General features: G+C 65.2%; 18 protein-coding genes. 3 read left to right on the top strand and 15 right to left on the bottom strand.

Annotation, left to right across the window (positions count from 1 at the left end):
* Position 1 precedes the first annotated feature (1 nt).
* The 9 genes from AC1ROB_RS16065 to AC1ROB_RS16105 are packed head-to-tail and all read right to left on the bottom strand — an operon-like array spanning position 2 to position 8,907.
* On the bottom strand, positions 2 to 457 hold the full coding sequence (locus tag AC1ROB_RS16065; RefSeq protein ID WP_492970119.1) for a hypothetical protein: 456 nt from the start codon (positions 455 to 457) through the stop codon (positions 2 to 4).
* Complete coding sequence (locus tag AC1ROB_RS16070; protein WP_492970118.1) at positions 454 to 1,236, bottom strand: aldo/keto reductase; 783 nt, start codon at positions 1,234 to 1,236, stop codon at positions 454 to 456. The genes AC1ROB_RS16065 and AC1ROB_RS16070 overlap by 4 nt, the downstream gene beginning before the upstream one ends.
* On the bottom strand, positions 1,227 to 2,402 hold the full coding sequence (locus AC1ROB_RS16075) for an FAD-dependent oxidoreductase (RefSeq protein ID WP_492970117.1): 1,176 nt from the start codon (positions 2,400 to 2,402) through the stop codon (positions 1,227 to 1,229). The genes AC1ROB_RS16070 and AC1ROB_RS16075 overlap by 10 nt, the downstream gene beginning before the upstream one ends.
* A gap of 10 nt (positions 2,403 to 2,412) precedes the next feature.
* Positions 2,413 to 3,867 (bottom strand): bifunctional D-glycero-beta-D-manno-heptose-7-phosphate kinase/D-glycero-beta-D-manno-heptose 1-phosphate adenylyltransferase HldE, encoded by a 1,455-nt coding sequence (gene hldE / locus AC1ROB_RS16080; RefSeq protein ID WP_492970116.1) that lies wholly within the window; start codon positions 3,865 to 3,867, stop codon positions 2,413 to 2,415.
* Between the two features lie 38 nt (positions 3,868 to 3,905).
* Positions 3,906 to 4,622: a metallophosphoesterase family protein gene (locus AC1ROB_RS16085; RefSeq protein WP_492970115.1), complete on the bottom strand. Its 717-nt coding sequence runs from the start codon at positions 4,620 to 4,622 to the stop codon at positions 3,906 to 3,908.
* A 9-nt stretch (positions 4,623 to 4,631) separates the two neighbouring features.
* Entirely contained in the window at positions 4,632 to 5,159 is a 528-nt protein-coding gene (locus AC1ROB_RS16090) for an ActR/PrrA/RegA family redox response regulator transcription factor (RefSeq protein ID WP_492970114.1), read from the bottom strand.
* A 40-nt stretch (positions 5,160 to 5,199) separates the two neighbouring features.
* A complete protein-coding gene (locus tag AC1ROB_RS16095) occupies positions 5,200 to 6,513 on the bottom strand; it encodes an ActS/PrrB/RegB family redox-sensitive histidine kinase (protein ID WP_492970113.1) in 1,314 nt (437 codons plus the stop codon).
* 2 nt (positions 6,514 to 6,515) lie between these two features.
* Positions 6,516 to 7,988 carry a glucose-6-phosphate dehydrogenase gene (zwf, locus tag AC1ROB_RS16100; RefSeq protein WP_492970112.1) on the bottom strand — a complete coding sequence of 491 codons (1,473 nt, stop codon included), beginning with the start codon at positions 7,986 to 7,988 and terminating at the stop codon, positions 6,516 to 6,518.
* 31 nt (positions 7,989 to 8,019) lie between these two features.
* Entirely contained in the window at positions 8,020 to 8,907 is an 888-nt protein-coding gene (locus AC1ROB_RS16105; protein ID WP_492970111.1) for a phytanoyl-CoA dioxygenase family protein, read from the bottom strand.
* Between the two features lie 154 nt (positions 8,908 to 9,061).
* Between AC1ROB_RS16105 and AC1ROB_RS16110 the strand changes: the two genes are divergently transcribed.
* Positions 9,062 to 9,595 (top strand): GcrA family cell cycle regulator, encoded by a 534-nt coding sequence (locus AC1ROB_RS16110; RefSeq protein ID WP_492970110.1) that lies wholly within the window; start codon positions 9,062 to 9,064, stop codon positions 9,593 to 9,595.
* 74 nt (positions 9,596 to 9,669) lie between these two features.
* Here the strand turns inward: AC1ROB_RS16110 and AC1ROB_RS16115 are convergent, their stop codons facing one another.
* From AC1ROB_RS16115 to AC1ROB_RS16125, 3 genes are read right to left on the bottom strand one after another with little or no spacing between them, the layout of a single operon-like run.
* Positions 9,670 to 10,200, bottom strand: a complete 531-nt coding sequence (locus tag AC1ROB_RS16115) for a dihydrofolate reductase family protein (RefSeq protein ID WP_492970109.1) — start codon at positions 10,198 to 10,200, stop codon at positions 9,670 to 9,672.
* Positions 10,201 to 10,232: 32 nt separating this feature from the next.
* Positions 10,233 to 10,691: a VOC family protein gene (locus AC1ROB_RS16120; protein WP_492970108.1), complete on the bottom strand. Its 459-nt coding sequence runs from the start codon at positions 10,689 to 10,691 to the stop codon at positions 10,233 to 10,235.
* Positions 10,692 to 10,713: 22 nt separating this feature from the next.
* The gene (locus AC1ROB_RS16125; protein ID WP_492970107.1) at positions 10,714 to 11,220 is read right to left on the bottom strand and encodes a MarR family winged helix-turn-helix transcriptional regulator; all 507 of its coding nucleotides are present in this window, start codon (positions 11,218 to 11,220) and stop codon (positions 10,714 to 10,716) included.
* Positions 11,221 to 11,276: 56 nt separating this feature from the next.
* On the opposite strand from AC1ROB_RS16125, the gene AC1ROB_RS16130 reads away from it, so the two are divergent.
* On the top strand, positions 11,277 to 12,068 hold the full coding sequence (locus AC1ROB_RS16130) for an SDR family NAD(P)-dependent oxidoreductase (RefSeq protein ID WP_492970106.1): 792 nt from the start codon (positions 11,277 to 11,279) through the stop codon (positions 12,066 to 12,068).
* Between the two features lie 24 nt (positions 12,069 to 12,092).
* Positions 12,093 to 12,458, top strand: a complete 366-nt coding sequence (locus AC1ROB_RS16135; RefSeq protein ID WP_492970105.1) for a DUF1428 domain-containing protein — start codon at positions 12,093 to 12,095, stop codon at positions 12,456 to 12,458.
* Between the two features lie 22 nt (positions 12,459 to 12,480).
* Here the strand turns inward: AC1ROB_RS16135 and AC1ROB_RS16140 are convergent, their stop codons facing one another.
* The 3 genes from AC1ROB_RS16140 to AC1ROB_RS16150 all read right to left on the bottom strand — a co-directional run bounded on the left by AC1ROB_RS16140 (position 12,481) and on the right by AC1ROB_RS16150 (position 17,053).
* Positions 12,481 to 14,055, bottom strand: a complete 1,575-nt coding sequence (locus tag AC1ROB_RS16140; protein ID WP_492970104.1) for a hybrid sensor histidine kinase/response regulator — start codon at positions 14,053 to 14,055, stop codon at positions 12,481 to 12,483.
* Positions 14,056 to 14,696: 641 nt separating this feature from the next.
* Positions 14,697 to 15,824: an acyl-CoA dehydrogenase family protein gene (locus AC1ROB_RS16145; protein ID WP_492970103.1), complete on the bottom strand. Its 1,128-nt coding sequence runs from the start codon at positions 15,822 to 15,824 to the stop codon at positions 14,697 to 14,699.
* 38 nt (positions 15,825 to 15,862) lie between these two features.
* On the bottom strand, positions 15,863 to 17,053 hold the full coding sequence (locus AC1ROB_RS16150; protein WP_492970102.1) for an acyl-CoA dehydrogenase family protein: 1,191 nt from the start codon (positions 17,051 to 17,053) through the stop codon (positions 15,863 to 15,865).
* Between the last annotated feature and the right edge of the window lie 114 nt (positions 17,054 to 17,167).

Below are 17,167 nucleotides of genomic sequence, written 5' to 3' on the forward strand. Positions count from 1 at the left end.
CTCAGTCTTCGTCGGCATCCCGGCTGAACAGGATCGACTTGGCCTGCATGTCGTCGATGCTGCCCATCAGGTCGGCAATCTTGGCTTCCAGCAGATCGGCCGCCTGACGCGCCAGATGCAGCTCTTCCTCCACCGCCTGCAGCATGGCCTGCCGCGCCGCACCAATGATGGCGCCGTTGGGCTGGGCCGGGAAACTAACGCACTTGGCGACGAAACGGCGCACCGCCGAGGCACTGGGCAGGCTGCCCAGCACCAGGCCGGCCGGCAGGGCCAACACCAACCAGGCTTCGTCCTGGCTGACCACCGCAAAGTCACCCTTGGCAAAGCCCGGCTGCGGCGGCGCATCCTCGGCCTGACCCGGCACGTTCACCGGCGCCGGCGTCCAGCCGAAGGACAGGAATTCCTGCTCGCCGGCCGATGCCGGCAGCGCATCCTGCTGCTGGTCCTGATCGCTCACGCCTGCCTCCTCATTGCCCCGTCGACGGCCACCGCATTGGCCCGCAGATTCGCCACCGACAACGTGCCGACCACGATACTGGAAACACCGGGCAGAGTCGCGACCATTGCCAGCGCCGCAGCCGGATCAACCGCATGGCCGCTGGCCAGGGCCTTCTTGATCAGCACGCCCTTGCCAAGCTGCGATGCTCGCACCGCCACCGGCGCCTCGGCCTGCTGGTCGGGATTATAGGTCAGCATCAGGATATCCGTGCGCTCCATCATGCGGAGCGCACCGGCCACGGTCTTGCCGGAAAACCCGCTGGCGCGGATCAGACCGCGCTGTTTCAGCCGGGCCAGTTCCTCGGCGGCGGAATCGAACCGCCCGGCATCTTCGCCTTCGCCATCGGAATGCAGCAGAACCGCATCGACAGCGTCGGTGCGCAGCCGCTTCAGGCTGCGTTCGACCGAGGCGCGGATCGCCGTCGGTGAAAAATCGAAAACCGACACGCCGTTCTCGAAGCTCTCGCCGGCCTTGGTGACGATGGTCCAGGCATCGCGGCCGCCGCAGCGCGGCAGCAGCGCGCCCAGACGCTCTTCCGCAACGCCATAGGCCGGTGCGGTGTCGATGAGCGTGATCCCCAGGTCGCGTGCGACATTCAGCAATGCGATCACGGCCTCGTCGTCGGGCAGATCGAAGCCGTGCGGATATTTCACGCCTTCGTTCCGCCCGATCTTCACGGTGCCGAGGCCGAGCAGGCTCACAGAGAGCCCGGTGCTGCCGAGAGGTCTCATGTCCATGCGACAGCCTCCCAGGGCGCGGCCGCAATTGCCGGCACGGTCCAATCAGCCACATCGAAAGCGGCCGCGCCCGATGGGGGCGGCAGTTCGGCGAACAGCAGGTCAGCCAGTTGCGGCGCCAGCGCCAGCTTGGTTGGCCAAGCCAGAAGCACGCGGCCGGCACGCTTCAGCACCGGGCCTTCCGGCTTGCGGCCGTCGGCCATCGCCCCTTCGGCGCGGTCGACACGCCAGCCGGCAAAACGGCTACGGCTGAAATCCAGTTTCGGCAGCAGCATGGCGAATTCTTCACGCGCCGCGGCGATCAGTTCGGCCTCGGTCTGCGCTACGCCCTGCTCGGCGATCAGGCCGCCGACATACCAGACCGGCGTGCCGTCGCGGCGCCGATGCGTGGTGATGGTGACGCGCGGCTTGTCGCTGGCATCGAAGCAATGGGCCCAGAGCGGCGCTGGCACATGGTCGACCAGCAGCATCTGCAACGGCCGGCGCTGTGCCACCTGCGGCGGCAGCCCCAACTGCGCGATGATCGTCTCATTGCCGGCACCTGCCGTCGACATCACGGTGCCGGCAGTGATGCGGCGTGGCCGGCCTTCCGCATCGTGAGAGGTGATCGCCACATGATCCTCGGCCGGCTCGATCCGCGCATCGGTCGCATGCACGATGCAGCCCTTGCCAAGCCCGGCCAGGGCCGTCAGCAGACTGGGCACATCCAGCACGCATTCATCCAATGCATAGACGGCAGCCACATTATCCGGGTCCTGCAAAGCGACAGGCCATTGCCCGGGCGCCAGCGCATCGACGCGGCCCCGCAGCAGCTTGCTGCCGAAGAAACCGGCGATGCGGCTGGCCAGCGTCCTGCGTGCCCAGAACAGATGATTGGCGGCACTCAGCTTCGCGGCGCGGAGATCCAGTTCGCCGCTGCCGGCCAGACAGGCCCGCCAGCGCGCGGGCATATCGGCCAGCGCATCGGCATCGGCATTGAGCTTGAGGTCGAGGGCGTATTTCAGCCCGCCATGGATGATGCCCTGCGAGGCCAGCGTCTGGCCGGCGCCGAGCGCCTTATGCTCCAGCAACAGGGCGCTGTAGCCCGCCTTGCGCAGGCGCGCCAGCAGCCAGAGGCCGGCAATGCCGCCGCCGAGGATCGCGACGTCGACATCGGGCCTGCTCATGAGGAAACCGTTACGACCGCAGCCGGGCGATGGTCGCCGTGGTGCTCTGGCCCGGAATCTGCCGCGACACCTTCACCTCGCCGCCATAGGCACGCACAAGGTCGCCGCCCACCACCTGATCGATCGTGTAGTCGCCGCCCTTGACCAGCAGGTCGGGCTTCAGCAGTTCCAGCAGAGGGATCGGCGTCTCTTCGCTGAAAATCAGCACCATGTCGACCAGGCCGAGCGCCGCCAGCAGCTGGGCGCGATGACGCTCGTCCTGCACCGGGCGGCTGTCGCCTTTCAGCTTCTTCACGGAAGCGTCGGCATTGATGGCAACGATCAGGCGGTCGCACTGACCACGCACTTCACCCAGCAGCGCCAGATGACCGGGATGCAACAGGTCGAACACGCCGTTGGTGAAACCGATACGCTCGCCGCGGCTGCGCCACAGATCGGCGCGGTCCTTGGCCTGCTGACGCGTCATCACCTTGGCATCAATGCCATGCGGATCGGGCATATGCAGAGCTGCGCGCAGTTCTTCGGGATGCACCACTGCGGTGCCGATCTTGGCCACGACGATGCCGGCGGCGGCATTGGCCAGGCGCGCCGCCTGCGGCAGGCTGCGGCCGACGGCGAGGGCCGCAGCCATGGTTGCCACCACTGTATCGCCGGCGCCCGACACATCGAAAACCTCGCGCGCCTCAGCCGCCAGATGCAGGGGCGCGTCTTTCTCCTGAACCAGGGTCATGCCCTTGGCGCCGCGGGTTATCAGCACATTGGCAATGCCGGCTTCTGCGGCCAGCTTGCGGCCGGCAGCCACCGCGCTCGCGTCGCTGTCGCAGGGCTCGCCGCTGGCCAGCGCCGCTTCCTGACGGTTCGGCGTCACCAGCATGGCGCCCTTGTAACGGCGATAATCGCTGCCCTTGGGATCGACCAGTACCGACTTGCCAGCCTTGGCGGCTGCCTTGACCAGCGTGGCAACCAGTTTGTCGGAGACCGCGCCCTTGGCGTAATCCGACAGCACCACGACGCCGCAATCGGCCAGCGCCTCGGTGGCAGCCGCGATCAGCGCGGCAATCGCCTCGTCCGATGGCGCACCACGGCTTTCATGATCGACGCGCAGCAACTGCTGCCGGCTGCCGATGAAGCGGGTCTTCTCGATGGTGCGGCGGGTCTCGTCCACCACCAGCAATGCCTCGATACCCGGCTCCAGCGCCAGCGCTTCGTTCAGGTGATCGGCGGCTGTGTCGTCGCCCACCAGGCCGAACAGCGCCACCTTCGCCCCCAGGGCGGCAATATTACGGGCAACATTGCCGGCGCCGCCGGGCATGGCGATCTCGCGCTCGGCCAACATCACCGGGATCGGCGCTTCCGGCGAAATGCGCTCCACCCCGCCATAGACGAAGCGGTCCAGCATCACATCGCCCACCACCAGCACCCGGGCGGCGGTGAAATCGGCGGCATCGGCGGGAAAATCGGACATGGCCTTCGATACACCGCCTAAAGGCCGATTTCCAGCCTTCAGGTCTGCAGCAGCCGGCGGTCGCCCCCCTCCAGCACCAGGGCGGTCAGCCGTCCGGTGGTATAGGCCCCGGTATCGACACCGATACGGTTTTCACGCCATTCCACCGCATGCACGATGGTATGACCATGTACCACGATCAGGCCGTGATCGACCTCCGAATCGAGGAAGAGGTCGCGGATCCAGATCATCTGCTCGCGGCTCTGGCGGTCCAGCGGCAGGCCCGGCTTGATCCCGGCATGAACGAACAGGTAGTCGCCGAACTGCACCTGTTCGACCAGGCCCATCAGGAACTGTTTGTGATGCCGCGGCATTGCCCCCATCAGGCCGCGCTGGGCGAACAGCAGCTCGTCGAATGACGCCGGGATCTTCACCTTGTAACTGCGCAGCGTGGCGTCGCCGCCATTGGTCAGCCAGAGCGACGCGCCATAGGGTGCATCGAGGAACTGCAGCAGCATGTCTTCGTGATTGCCCAGCAGCGCAATGCTCTCGATACCGGGGAAGCGCGCGCGGCACAGACGCTCGATCACCTGGGCGGAGTCCGGCCCACGATCGACATAATCGCCGAGATAGACAATGGCGGTCTTGTCCGGCGCTGTCCTGAGGTCGGCTTCGATCAGGCCGTGCAGCTGGTCGAGCAGATCGACGCGGCCATGGATATCGCCGATGGCGTAGACGCGTTGGCCGGGCGGGAGTCTTGCCTCCCCGATAAACATCGGGTGTGCCTATTGCGGCGAGCGCTTGGCGAGAATGCGCTGCAGGGTACGGCGATGCATCTTCAGCCGGCGCGCAGTCTCGGAAACGTTGCGGTCGCAGAGTTCGAAGACGCGCTGGATATGTTCCCAGCGCACGCGCTCGGCCGACATCGGTTCGTCCGGCGGCGCCGGATGGGCCGCGTTGCCGACGCGCAATGCGCGGTCGACATCGTCGGCATCGGCCGGCTTGGGCAGGTAATCGGCAGCGCCGGCCTTCACGGCGGCAACCGCCGTGGCGATGTTGCCATAGCCGGTCAGCATCACCACGCGGGCATCCTGGCGCGCCAGACGAATGGCGCTCACCACATCCAGGCCGTTGCCGTCGCCCAGCTTCAGGTCGACCACGGCATAGGCCGGTGGCTTGGCGCGGGCCATCTGGATACCGGCGGCGACAGAGTCGGCCGTCTGCACCTGGTAACCACGCTTTTCCATGGCGCGGGCCAGCCGCATCCGGAGCGGTTCGTCGTCATCGACAATCAGGAGCGTCATCTCGGTCATAGCGACTCACTCTAGCCCGGCCAGCGGATCAGGCAAAGCGTCAGGATGTCCGCTTCACCAGATCCCGCGGCCAGCTGACCGACACCTGCGTGCCGCCGCCCGCGCGATTGGCAAAGGCCACGGAAGCACCGCTGCGGCGCAACAGGTTCATGGCGATGAAGACGCCGAGGCCCATCCCGCCGCTGTCGGGCCGGCTGGTCACATAGGGTTCTCCCAGCGCCGACAGGATATCGACATTCATGCCCGGGCCATCGTCGAGGATGCGCAGCCGGATTGTCCTGTCGTCCCAGCCGACCTCGACCGCCACACGCTGGCGGGCGAATTCCATCGCATTCTGCAGCAGATTACTCAGGCCATGGATGATCTCGGGCCGACGCGGCAGATTGGGCGCACTGCCTTCGCCGGTCAGCGTCACCGCAAACTGGATGGGCTCGCGCCGCCAGGGCTGCGCCGCCGTCTCGACCAGGTTGGCGATGCCGAGATCGGAGAAGGCTTCGGGATCGGAGGTGTCGGACGGCCGGCGCGACAGCCGGGCCAGAATCTCGCGGCAGCGCTCAACCTGACTTTGAAGCAGGGCGACGTCTTCGGTCAGCATGCTGTCAGCCGGCAGTTCGCGCGCCATTTCCTTGACCACGACGGCAATGGTGCCCAGCGGCGATCCCAGTTCATGGGCGGCGGCGGCGGCCAGTCCGCCCAGCGCAGAGACCTGCTGCTCGCGCGCCAGCGCCATCTGGGTGGCGGCGAGTGCGTCCGACATGCGGCGGGCTTCCTCCGCCACCTGCCAGGCATAGGCCGCGATGAACAATGTGCCCAGCACCAATGCAATGAGGTTGCCCCATTGCAGCAGCGGCGGCTGCAGGATCTCGGACGGATCGTGCCAGGGCAGCGGATAATGCCAGATCGTCATCAGCACGGTGAGCGCAAAGGCCAGCACGCCGAGAATCACGGTGGACCGGAGATTCAGGATCGTGGCCGAGACGGTGACCGGCACCAGGATCAGCACGGTGAAGGGATTATCGATGCCGCCGGTGAAGAACAGCAGGATGCAGAGCTGCACCAGATCGAAGGCCAGATAGCCGGCGGCGCCGTTGGCGCTCAGGCGCTTGGCCGTCGGGTAGACGATGAACAGCACGATGTTGAGCAGCGCCGAAACGGCGACGACGCCCAGCGCCGGCAGCAGCGGCAGCCGGAAATTCAGGCCGAAATGCACGAACAGGATGGCCAGCAGCTGGCCGATGATGGCAATCCAGCGCAAAAGCACCAGGGTCTGCAGGCGCACGCGGCCGGCCGGTTCGTCGGCCTGCCCCACATGGGGGCCGAGACGGTCGCGCAGGGTCTCCAGCAATGCGGCCATGGTTACCGCATATCCTCATGCCAGGTGCGGCCGTCGCGTTCGATCAGGCCGATGGCGGCCGAGGGCCCCCAGCTGCCGGCGGCATAGTGTTTCGGTGCATCGTCCTGCGCGCTCCAGGCGGCGAGGATCGGTTCGGCCCAGCGCCAGGCGGCCTCCACCTCGTCGCTACGCATGAACAACATCGGGTTGCCACGCACCACATCCATCAGCAGGCGCTCATAGGCATCGGGCTGGCGGCCACGAAAGGCTTCGGCGAAGCTGAGATTCAGGGGCGCGGTGCGCAGGCGCATGCCGCCCGGCCCCGGCACCTTGCTCATCATGTGCAATGCAATGCCCTCGTCTGGCTGAAGGCGGATCACCAGCCGGTTCGGCGTCACGTCGCGCGCCGCCGCCGGGAAAATCAGATGCGGGACGGGGCGGAACTGCACCACGATCTCGGAATGGCGTACCGGCAGGCGCTTGCCCGTGCGCAGGTAAAACGGCACACCCGCCCAGCGCCAGGTTTCGACTTCGGCCTTGACCACGGCGAAGGTCTCGGTGCCGCTGGCCTGGCCCAGTTCCTCGGCATAGCCCTTCACGGCCGCACCATCGACGGTGCCATGACCATACTGGCCACGCACGGTCTTGTCGGCGATATCGCGCTCGGTGATCGGCCGCAACGCCTCCAGCACCTTCAGCTTCTCGTCGCGCACCGCATCGGCGGTGAACTCGTTCGGCGGCTCCATGGCGACGAGACACAGAAGCTGCAAGAGATGGTTCTGCACCATGTCGCGCAACGCGCCGGCATGGTCGTAATAATCCGCCCGGCCCTCGACGCCGATCTTCTCGGCCACCGTCACCTGCACATGATCGACCACGCCGCGATGCCAGACCGGTTCGAACAGCGCATTGGCGAAGCGCAGCGCCATCAGATTCTGCACCGTCTCCTTGCCGAGATAATGGTCGATGCGGAAGACACGCGCCTCCGGGAAGGCGGCGGCGACGGCGGAGTTGATCGCCTGCGCCGAGGCCAGATCCTGACCGATCGGCTTTTCCAGCACCACGCGGGCCTGCGCGCGGTTCAGCCCGGCTTTCGCCAGCTGGGTGCAGATGCTGCCGAAAAAGCGCGGCGCCATGGCGAGGTAGAAAACGACGATGCGGTCGTCGCCGCCATCCAGCGCGGCCTTGAGGCCCTGGTAGTCGTCGCTCTTCTGCGCATCCAGCGATAGATAGCAAAAGCGCTGGAGGAATCGCTCGGCGCGCGCGGCGTCGAAATCGTCGGCCGCCACATGCCGGGCCAGCGCAGCACGTGCCATGTCGCGGTAATCGGCGTCAGACATGTCGCCGCGAGCGACCGCAAACAGCCGCGCATCGTCATTGAGCTGCCCGGCGGCGTCGCGGTGATAGAGCGCCGGCACCAGCTTGCGCAACGCCAGGTCACCGGTGGCGCCGAAGATGACGAGATCGAAGGAAAAACTGCCGCTCGGATTGGTCATGCAGCGAGCGTGGCACTCTCGCCGCGCCTAATCAATCCTCAAGGAAATGCGGCTCGGGCCTGTCATGCAGGGCCTCGAAATGCACCAGTGCCGGCGCAGGCCCCAGTGGCACCGGCCGGCCGTCGCGAAACGCCCATTCGCCGCGATCGCAATCCTGTGCCGTCACATAGCCGTTGATATACAGGCGACGGTCCCGCGCCGAGACATTCGGACCCGAACCATGCACCAGATAGGGCGACCACAGGGCCAGATCGCCCGGCGCCAGTTCCAGGTCCACCACCGCGGCGGGATCGAGCCCCGCGATCCGCAGAGCCTCGTCCTGCATTCTCTGCTGCAGGATCGGGCCGTCGCCACCCAGGGCCAGGTCGCCCAGCCGATGGCTGCCGGGGATGACCCGCATGGCGCCGCTCTGCTTCGTATGGGGATCGATGGCGAGCCCGGTCTGGATGTAGCTCTGCGCCAGATTGCGAAACGCGCTCGGCGGACGGCGGAAACGGCTGTCCTGGTGGTAGGCGAATTCCACGCGCAGCCCGCCCGGCGGCTTCCAGTGCATCTGGTTGATGATCTGCTTGAGATCGGCGCCCAGCAGCGGCGCCAGCAGGACGGCGAAGCGCGGATCGAGCCGCACGGCGTCCAGAGCCGGTTCTTCCCAGCTCGGCCACTGCACCATGCGCAGGATACGGCCCAGATTGGGGTCCTCGCCCAGCCGGTACATCAGGTTGCCATGGCGCCAGCTGCGGCCCCGGGCGAGGCCGCGCGCCTGCACCCGGTCGAATGCCTCGGCGATCCCGGCCACTTCGCCGGCGGAAAACAGCCCGCGGACCACCGCATAGCCGTCCCGCTCGTAAACCGAGCGAAGCTGGGTAGGGTCCGTCGGCTGATCCTCGGGGATTATTTTACGGTCCAGGGCTGCGTTCATCTGTGGATAACTGCGAGTCGGCCTCGCAGACTTAAGGGCTTAGCGAAGCCATTTCCAGAGATTCTTGTGGATAATAAAAGAGTCCGGTTGACCCCGAACCGATTTTGTCGCCTTTACCTGATTTAGCGGCCAACGCCAACTATGGGGGCTAAATATGGTGTGGACTGACGAGAAGGTGAAGCTTCTGGTACAACACTGGGAAGCTGGCCAATCCATCACCCAGATCGGCAAGCAGCTCGGCATGACCCGGAACGCCGTGGTGGGCAAGGCCCATCGCATCGGTCTGGCCAAGCGCGCCTCGCCGATCATGCGGGCTGACAAGCCGGCCCAGCCCCGTGCGGCGGCCAGCCCGGGCGGCGGCAGTGCCGCGTCCGGCGGCGACGTTCACCGAGCCCCGGCCCCGGCCCGCGCGCCGGTCCAGGTGAAGGACGAAGCGGCGACACCCCATGCCCCGCACAGCCACAGCCCGCAGGCCCCGCTGACGGCGGCGATGCTGGCGGCGCTGACGCCCAGCACTGGCCCGCGCTGCAAGTGGCCGATCGGCGACCCGAAGACCTCGGAATTCGATTTCTGCAGCCACGTGGCGCTGCCCAGCAAGCCCTACTGCGCCGCCCATTGCGCCGCGGCCTATACCAACTGGAATCCGGAGAGCGCCGTCGAGGCGGTGAAGGCGATCAACGCCGCCTGAGCCAAATCGAAGGTCCGGTTTCCGCAAAAAGCCCGGCAGGGAAAACCTGCCGGGCTTTTTCGTGTGCTGCGGGATCAGGCCGGAACGTATGTCAGCCTGATCGTCTCCTCGCCGATGCGGTCGCTGGCCACAAGGCGAAGCCGCGGCCGCGGGCCGGCGAAGAAAGGCGCGCCACGCCCCAGCACGACCGGGTGGTAGTACAGCCGGTATTCATCGATAAGACCGAGCCCGCTCAGGCTGTGGGCCAGCACCGGTCCCGAGACGGCGATCTCACCGGCATGCTGATCCTTCAGCCCGCGCACCGCTGCCCCGAGGTCCCCCTCGACAAGCGTGGCATTGGGGCCGACCGACTTCAGCGAGCGCGACACCACCCATTTCGGCTGGCGCCGCCACACGGCTGCAAATTCGTGTTCCGCCGCAGTCCACTCGGGATGGTCTTCATCCCAGTAGTGCATGATCTCGTAGATGCGGCGGCCGTACACGCTGCCCGCCAGATCCCGCACCAGCTCTATCCAGTGACGGAAGAGCACGGGGTCTGGCGCAAACTCCTGATGGTCGACATAGCCGTCCAGGGACAGGTTCATTCCGAAGACGAGCTTCGCCATGCCGGTGGAACTCCTGCAGCGCCAGGACCGGCCTACTCAGCCGCCTGGGCCATGCGGCCTTCGCAGTTGATCATCCACGGGATGCCGAAGCGGTCGGTGACCGTGCCGAAACGTTCGGCCCAGAAGGTCTCGGTAAGCGGCATGGTCGGCGTGCCCTTGTCGGCCAGCGCCTTGTAGATGCGCTCGGCCTCGGCCACGCTGTCAACATTGAGGGTAACCGAGAGGCCGGCCGGCTTCTCGAACATCGCCGGCGGTGAATCTGACGCCATGAGCATCACGCCGCCGACTTCCAGGCAGGCATGCATGATGAGGTTTCCCATGCCGGTCATGTCGGGGGCACAGCCCTCTGCCGGCGGCGTATGGCCCTCGGGCATCGGCGGCGCATCGCTGTATTTCATCAGCGCCGTCAGCTTGCCGCCGAGATGCTTCTCGTAATAGCGCATGGCATCGGCGCAGTTGCCGTTGAACATCAGATAGGGATTGATCTTCATGGCCGTATCCTCCTCTGGGTGATTACGAAAGCGCGCGCAGGTCGCCGCGCAGATGGTCGGGGTCGGACACGCCGAGCAGGCGGTCGATGGCTTTATGGGTGCGCGTCCAGATCGGCAGGGCCGCCACCAGCAAAGCGCGCCCGGCCGCAGTAAGTTCCAGGCGACGGCTGCGCCGGTCTTCGGCGTCAACCAGAATTGCCAGCAGACCGCGACGTTCCAGCGGCTTGAGATTGGCGGTCAGCGTCGTGCGGTCCATCGCCAGCAGTGCCGCCACCTCGGCCATTGGCGCCGGCTCGGGCCGGTTCAGCGACATCAGCAGCGAAAACTGCCCGTTGGTCAGCGCCACCGGCCGCAACGCCTCGTCGAAGCGCCGCGCCAGGGCACGCGCCGCACGCTGCACATGCAGGCACAGGCAGGTGTCGCGCACGAACAGCGTCATTTCCAGCGGCAGCGCGCCCATCGGATTGCGGTATTCCGGCATCTTGCGGATGTCAGGCTTGGCCGTCGCGGGGGCAGGTTTCTTTGACATGCCTATATTATGTTGATATCAACCTATTTGAGTCAAGCGCTGAAACGGGAGCAGCCATGCTGCTGCGGGACAGGACGGCAGTCATTCACGGCGGCAGCGGGGCCATCGGCGGCGCCGTGGCGCGGGCGCTGGCCCGCCAGGGCGCCCGCCTCTTCCTTGCCGGCCGCAGCGCGGCGAAACTGGAGGCCGTGGCACGCGACATCCGTACCGCCGGTGGCCGGGCCGAAACCGCCGTGGTCGACGCTCTGGATGAAACCGCCGTGACGCAGCATGCAGCAGGCGTGGCGCGGCAGGCCGGTCGCATCGATATCGCTCTGAACGCCGTGGGCGTGGCGCATGTGCAGGGCGTGCCGCTGGCCGAACTGTCACTGGAGGACTTCTTCCATCCGGTCAGCGTTTATACCCGCACCAATTTTATCACCGCCAAGGCCGTGGCACCGCATATGACGGCCGACGGCGTGATCCTGATGCTCACCACGCCGGCCGGTACCATGGCAGGGCCGGGCTTCATGGGCCACAGCGCCGCCTGCGCGGCAGTCGAAGCGATGAACCGGCATCTCGCCGGCGAACTCGGCGCACAGGGCATCCGCACGCTTTGCCTGCGCGTCCATGCCACGCCGGAAACCCTGGCCGCCGGCTCACATGCCAAAGCGGTCTTCGGCCAAGTGGCCGAGCGCGCGGGCCTGCCGGTGGAAACGATGCTGCAGGGTGCGGCGCAGTCGACGCTGCTCAAACGGCTGCCGACGCTGGAGCAGATCGGAGAAACCGCCGTCTTCCTCGCCTCCGGCCATGCCGGCGCGATGACGGGATCGGTGGTGAACCTGACCTGCGGTGCCGTGTTACACTAAGAGATCAACCAAGGGAGAAACGTGATGAGTTATGTCGATGGGTTCCTGTTGCCGGTGCCGAAGAAGAATGTGGCCGCCTACAAGAAGATCGCCGCCAAGGCCGGCAAGATCTGGATGGAGCATGGCGCGCTGCAGTATTTCGAATGCGTCGGCGATGACATCAATCCGGCCTTCGGCCTGCCCTTCCCCAAGATCATGAAGCTGAAGAAAGGCGAAGTGCCGTTCTTCTCCTTCATCATCTACAAGTCGAAGGCCCAGCGCGACCGGGTGAACAAGAAGGTGATGAGCGATCCGCGCCTGCACGCGATGGCGCCCGACAAGTCCAAGCCGGTCTTCGACATGAAGCGCATGTGCTTCGGCGGCTTCAAGACGATCGTCAATCCAAAATAGGCGCGAATTTGCAGGAACGGTCTCAACCAAGCAATGCGGCCAGGCGCGTCGCCAGGTCCTGGACGCGATAGGGTTTGCCCAGCATCGCTTCCGGATCATGATCGATGGTGTCGGGAAAAACCGCGCCGGGGAAGCCCGAGGTGAACAACACCTTCAGGCCAGGCCGGCGCTGGCGCGCCGCACGGGCCAGATCATAGCCGCTCATGCCGCCCGGCATGACGATATCGGTAAACAGCAGATCGATGACGATCCCGTCATCGATCTGCCGCAGCGCCTCGTCGGCATTTGATGCCTCGATGGTCCGATAGCCGAGCTTGGCCAGCTGCAACAGCACGACAGAGCGAATATCGTCGTTGTCCTCGACCACTAGGATGGTCTGCAGGTTACGGCTGACCGGTCTGCGGACCTCTGCCGGTGTATCGGAGGATGCCGGCAGGTTGTCGACGACCGCCATCTCGGCCGCTTTGGCGCGCGGCAGGTAGAGGCGGATGGTCGTGCCATGTCCGACCTCGCTGTAAACCTTGATATGCCCGCCTGACTGCGACAGGAAGCCGAAGACCATGCTCAGGCCCAGGCCGTTGCCGCGCCCGACATCCTTGGTGGTGAAAAAGGGCTCGAAAATCCGGTTGATAACGGCAGGCGGCATACCGAGCCCTGTATCGGTGAGGACGACGGAAACATAATCGCCGGGTTCGGCACCGGGATTGATCTCGGCATACATGCTGTCGAGCGCGACATTGGCGGTTTCCAGAATCAGGCGGCCGCCGGCCGGCATCGCATCGCGCGCATTGACGGCCAGATTGACGATCGCCGATTCCAGATTGGCGGCGTCGATGAACACCGGCCAGAGATCCCCCGTCGGTGAAAAAACGATCTCGATATGCTGCCCCAGTGTCCGTCGCAGCAGCGGCGTGAAGCGCTGCAGCAGGTCGTTGACATCTACCACGCGGGGGATCAGCGGTTGCTGCCGCGCAAAGGCCAGAAGCCGCCGCGTCAGGTCGGCGCCGCTTTTTGCGGCATGCAGGGCATCGTGGATATAGCGCCGGCTCTCCGGTGTCAGTTCGGGCTGGTCGACGATCAGGTCCAGGCTACCGACCATGACAGCCAGAATATTATTGAAATCATGGGCGATGCCGCCGGTCAGCTGCCCCACCGCATCGAGACGCTGCAGGTGGCGCAGCTTTTCCTCGACGACCCGCTGTTCGGTCACGTCGCGGCCGATGAAGAAATGCAACTCGGTTTCCGTTGACCATACCCCGGTCCAGGACAGGTTGATAACGCGCCCGTCCCTGTGCATGTAGCGGCACTGGAAATTGCGCATCTCATGCCCGCGCCGCGCCAGCCGCATTTCGGCGCGCGTGCTGTCGAGATCGTCGGGATGGATGAAGCCGACAGCGCTCTGCCCGACCATGTCGGCCGGATTGCGGCCCAGGATGGCCTTCGCACTGGGGCTGACGCGGACAAAGCAGCCGGCACGGTCGACGACCAGAATCAGATCGAGCGAGGTCTCGAACAGGCGCTGATTGATGGCCGCGACGACACCCGAATCCTCGACGGGACGATCTGCATTCGCCGGTGCATGCGGGCGGTCGATCATGGTAGCGATTTCCTCCGGCGCTGACGCATCCTGCAATCGCTTGCCTGAACCCTCGCCCCCGATCCGTACACGGTCAAGGGGTTTCTGCCGTCCCGTCGCCACCGCATGGTGAATGGAGGTCTTTGGAGGATTTTCAGATTGCGCCGTCTTGATGGTGATGCCTCCGGACAGCACGACGATATGCGGCCCCATATCCCGGCCACAAACGGGACGATGAGCACTGGCGGCGACCTTCCGGCAGATGTCACACCGTAAACTGGCGGCGCAGTAAAACGTCCCCTGTCTCCCAATGCTGCCCTTGACTTTAAGGACAGAGATCGTACTTTTTATGTTCTCATTTCCGGTCCTGGAAATCGTGAATACGGAGATATGCCTGCGCCGTACCCGGAGCGCGCTCTTAAGCTTTACAGATTCATGGAATGAAATGGGCGCTGCCGGAACAATCCGCAGCATCCGGAAGCATTGGGAAGCGTCGGGAACTGGCGGGAACCGTTACGAACCCGGACGACCCCAGATGAGCCCGGAACAGACCAATTCGCAGCGTTGCCGACACTGCTGACAGTGCAATCACTGCCAGCACCATGAAAAGCCGGACAGGTGGTCCCTGCCCGGCCTCACTATTACAAAAAGCATGCGGCTGTTTAGTCGCTTAATGCCGCAAAGCGGCGCTGGTGGTGATCGGCGTTGCCGAAGGTCGTGTCGATCATCATCAGGCGCTTGAAGTAATGGCCGACATTCAGCTCGTCGGTCATGCCCATGCCGCCATGCACCTGCACCGCCTGCTGCCCGACGAACTTGCCCGAACGGCCGATCTGCACCTTGGCCGCCGCCGCCGCCTTGGCGCGCTCCTTCGGCTCGGCATCGGCCTTCAGGCTGGCCAGCAGTGCCAGCGAACGCGCCTGCTCCACCTGCATCATCATGTCGACCAGGCGATGCTGGATCACCTGGAACTCGCCGATGGCACGGCCGAACTGTTTGCGCTGCTTGGCATAGGCCAGCGTCGTCTCATGCACCGCAGCCATGGCGCCGACGGCTTCCGCCGCCAGATAGGAGATCGCCTGGTCCACCACCGCTTCCACCGCCGGCAGCGCCTTGTCCGGATCGCCCAGCACGGCTTTCACCGGCGCATGGTCGAAACGGATGTCGCTGGCGCGCTTGTTGTCCACGGTGCGGTAATCCTGCCGCGCCACACCGGCGCCCGAGGCATCGACGACGAACAGGCCGAGACCCTCGGCATCGTCATGCTTGCCGGCCGTGCGCGCCAGTACGATCAGGCTGTCGGCCGAGGCCGCATCCCAGACGACGATCTTCTTGCCGTCCAGCACCCAGCCGTCGGCAGTTTTCTTGGCCGTGGTCTGCACTTCGTTGAGCGCAAAGCGCGCGCCATGTTCGGCGAAGGCAAAGGCCCATTTCGCCTTGCCCTCGGCAATCGCGCCTAGCCATTCCTCTTTCTGCTGGGTGTCGCCCACCGCCTGGATCAGGCCACCGCCAAGGATGACGGTGGAGAAATACGGCTCGGCCACCAGATGGCGGCCGAAACGCTCGGCCAGCAAAGCCACATCCACCGCGCCGCCGCCCATGCCGCCGGCCTCTTCGGGCAGCGGGATGGCCAGCCAGCCCAGTTCGGCCATGGTTTTCCAGTTGGCGTTGTCGTAGCCGAGATCGGTCTTCACCAGCTTGCGCCAGCGCTCGAAATCATACTTGTCCTGCAGCCAGCTCTCGACGCTGTCGGCCAGCAGATTCTGTTCCTCGGACAGTTGGAAATCCATGTGACGTTCTTTCCTGGTCTCTTGATGTATGGATGCGGTTACAGGCCCAGCACCATCTTGGCGATGATGTTGCGCTGAATTTCATTCGAGCCGCCATAGATCGTGGTGGCCCGATAGTAGAGGTAGGCTTCCATGCGCCCTTGCGCGTAATCGGGTCCCACCGGCGGCTGGTTCGAGCCATCGGGACGATGCTCGTAGGGTGCGGCGTAATAGCCCATCGCCTCGACCGCCAGTTCGCTGATGCCCTGCTGGATCTCCGAGCCGCGGATTTTCAGCATACTGGCTTCCGGCCCCACGCCCTTGCCGGCATTCTCGGCCGCCAGCACCCGCAGGTTGGTGTATTCCAGCGCCAGCAGATCGATCTCAATGGCGGCAACCTTGTTACGGAAGCTGTCGTCCTGCAGCAAAGGCGCCCCAAAGGCCTGCTCGGCACGGGCGATCTGCTTGAGGCGCTTCAGGCGCTGCTTCGAGGTCGCCACTTCGGCAATGCCCGTACGCTCGTTACCGAGCAGGAACTTGGCATAGGTCCAGCCCTTGCCTTCCTTGCCCACGAGATTCGCCTTCGGCACGCGCACATTGTCGAGGAACACTTCGTTGACGCTGTGACCCTCGTCGATGGAAATGATCGGCCGCACGGTGACGCCGGGATCGCGCATGTCGATCAGCAGGAAGGAGATACCCTCCTGCGCCTTGGCCTCGAAGTCGGTGCGCACCAGGCAGAACATCATGTTCGCGTGCTGCGCCTGGGTGGTCCAGATCTTGTGGCCGTTGACGACGTAATGGTCGCCCTGCAGCTCGGCTTTCGTACGCAAGGAGGCAAGGTCGGAGCCCGAGCCCGGCTCGGAATAGCCCTGGCACCACCAGTCGTCCATGCTGAGGATGCGCGGCAGGTATGTCTTCTTCTGCGCGTCGGTGCCGAAGGTGTAGATCACCGGCCCGACCATGGCATGACCGAAGGGCACCAGCGGCGGCGCATCGGCGGCGGCGCATTCTTCATCGAAGATGTAGCGCTGCACCGGCGTCCAACCCGGGCCACCATGCTCTTTCGGCCAGAGCGGCGCCGACCAGCCGCGACTGGCAAGGATCTTGTGCCAGGCGACGAAATCAGCCTTGTCCATATGGATCATGCGCCGCGTCTTCTCGGTCAGCGCCGGCGGCAGATTGTCGCGAATGAAGGCGCGCACTTCGTCGCGGAAGGCGCGCTCGTCTGCCGTGAATTCGAGATCCATGGCGATTTCTCTCCCTGTAACGGGGAAAGGTTAAGTCCAGCCGCTCCGGCAGGCAAGCGGGTGACGCTGGGGAAGCCCTTGCAATACGAAGATTCACTTGCTCAAGTCCCGGCT

This window comes from Ferrovibrio sp. GW821-FHT12F09 (genome assembly GCF_058806775.1).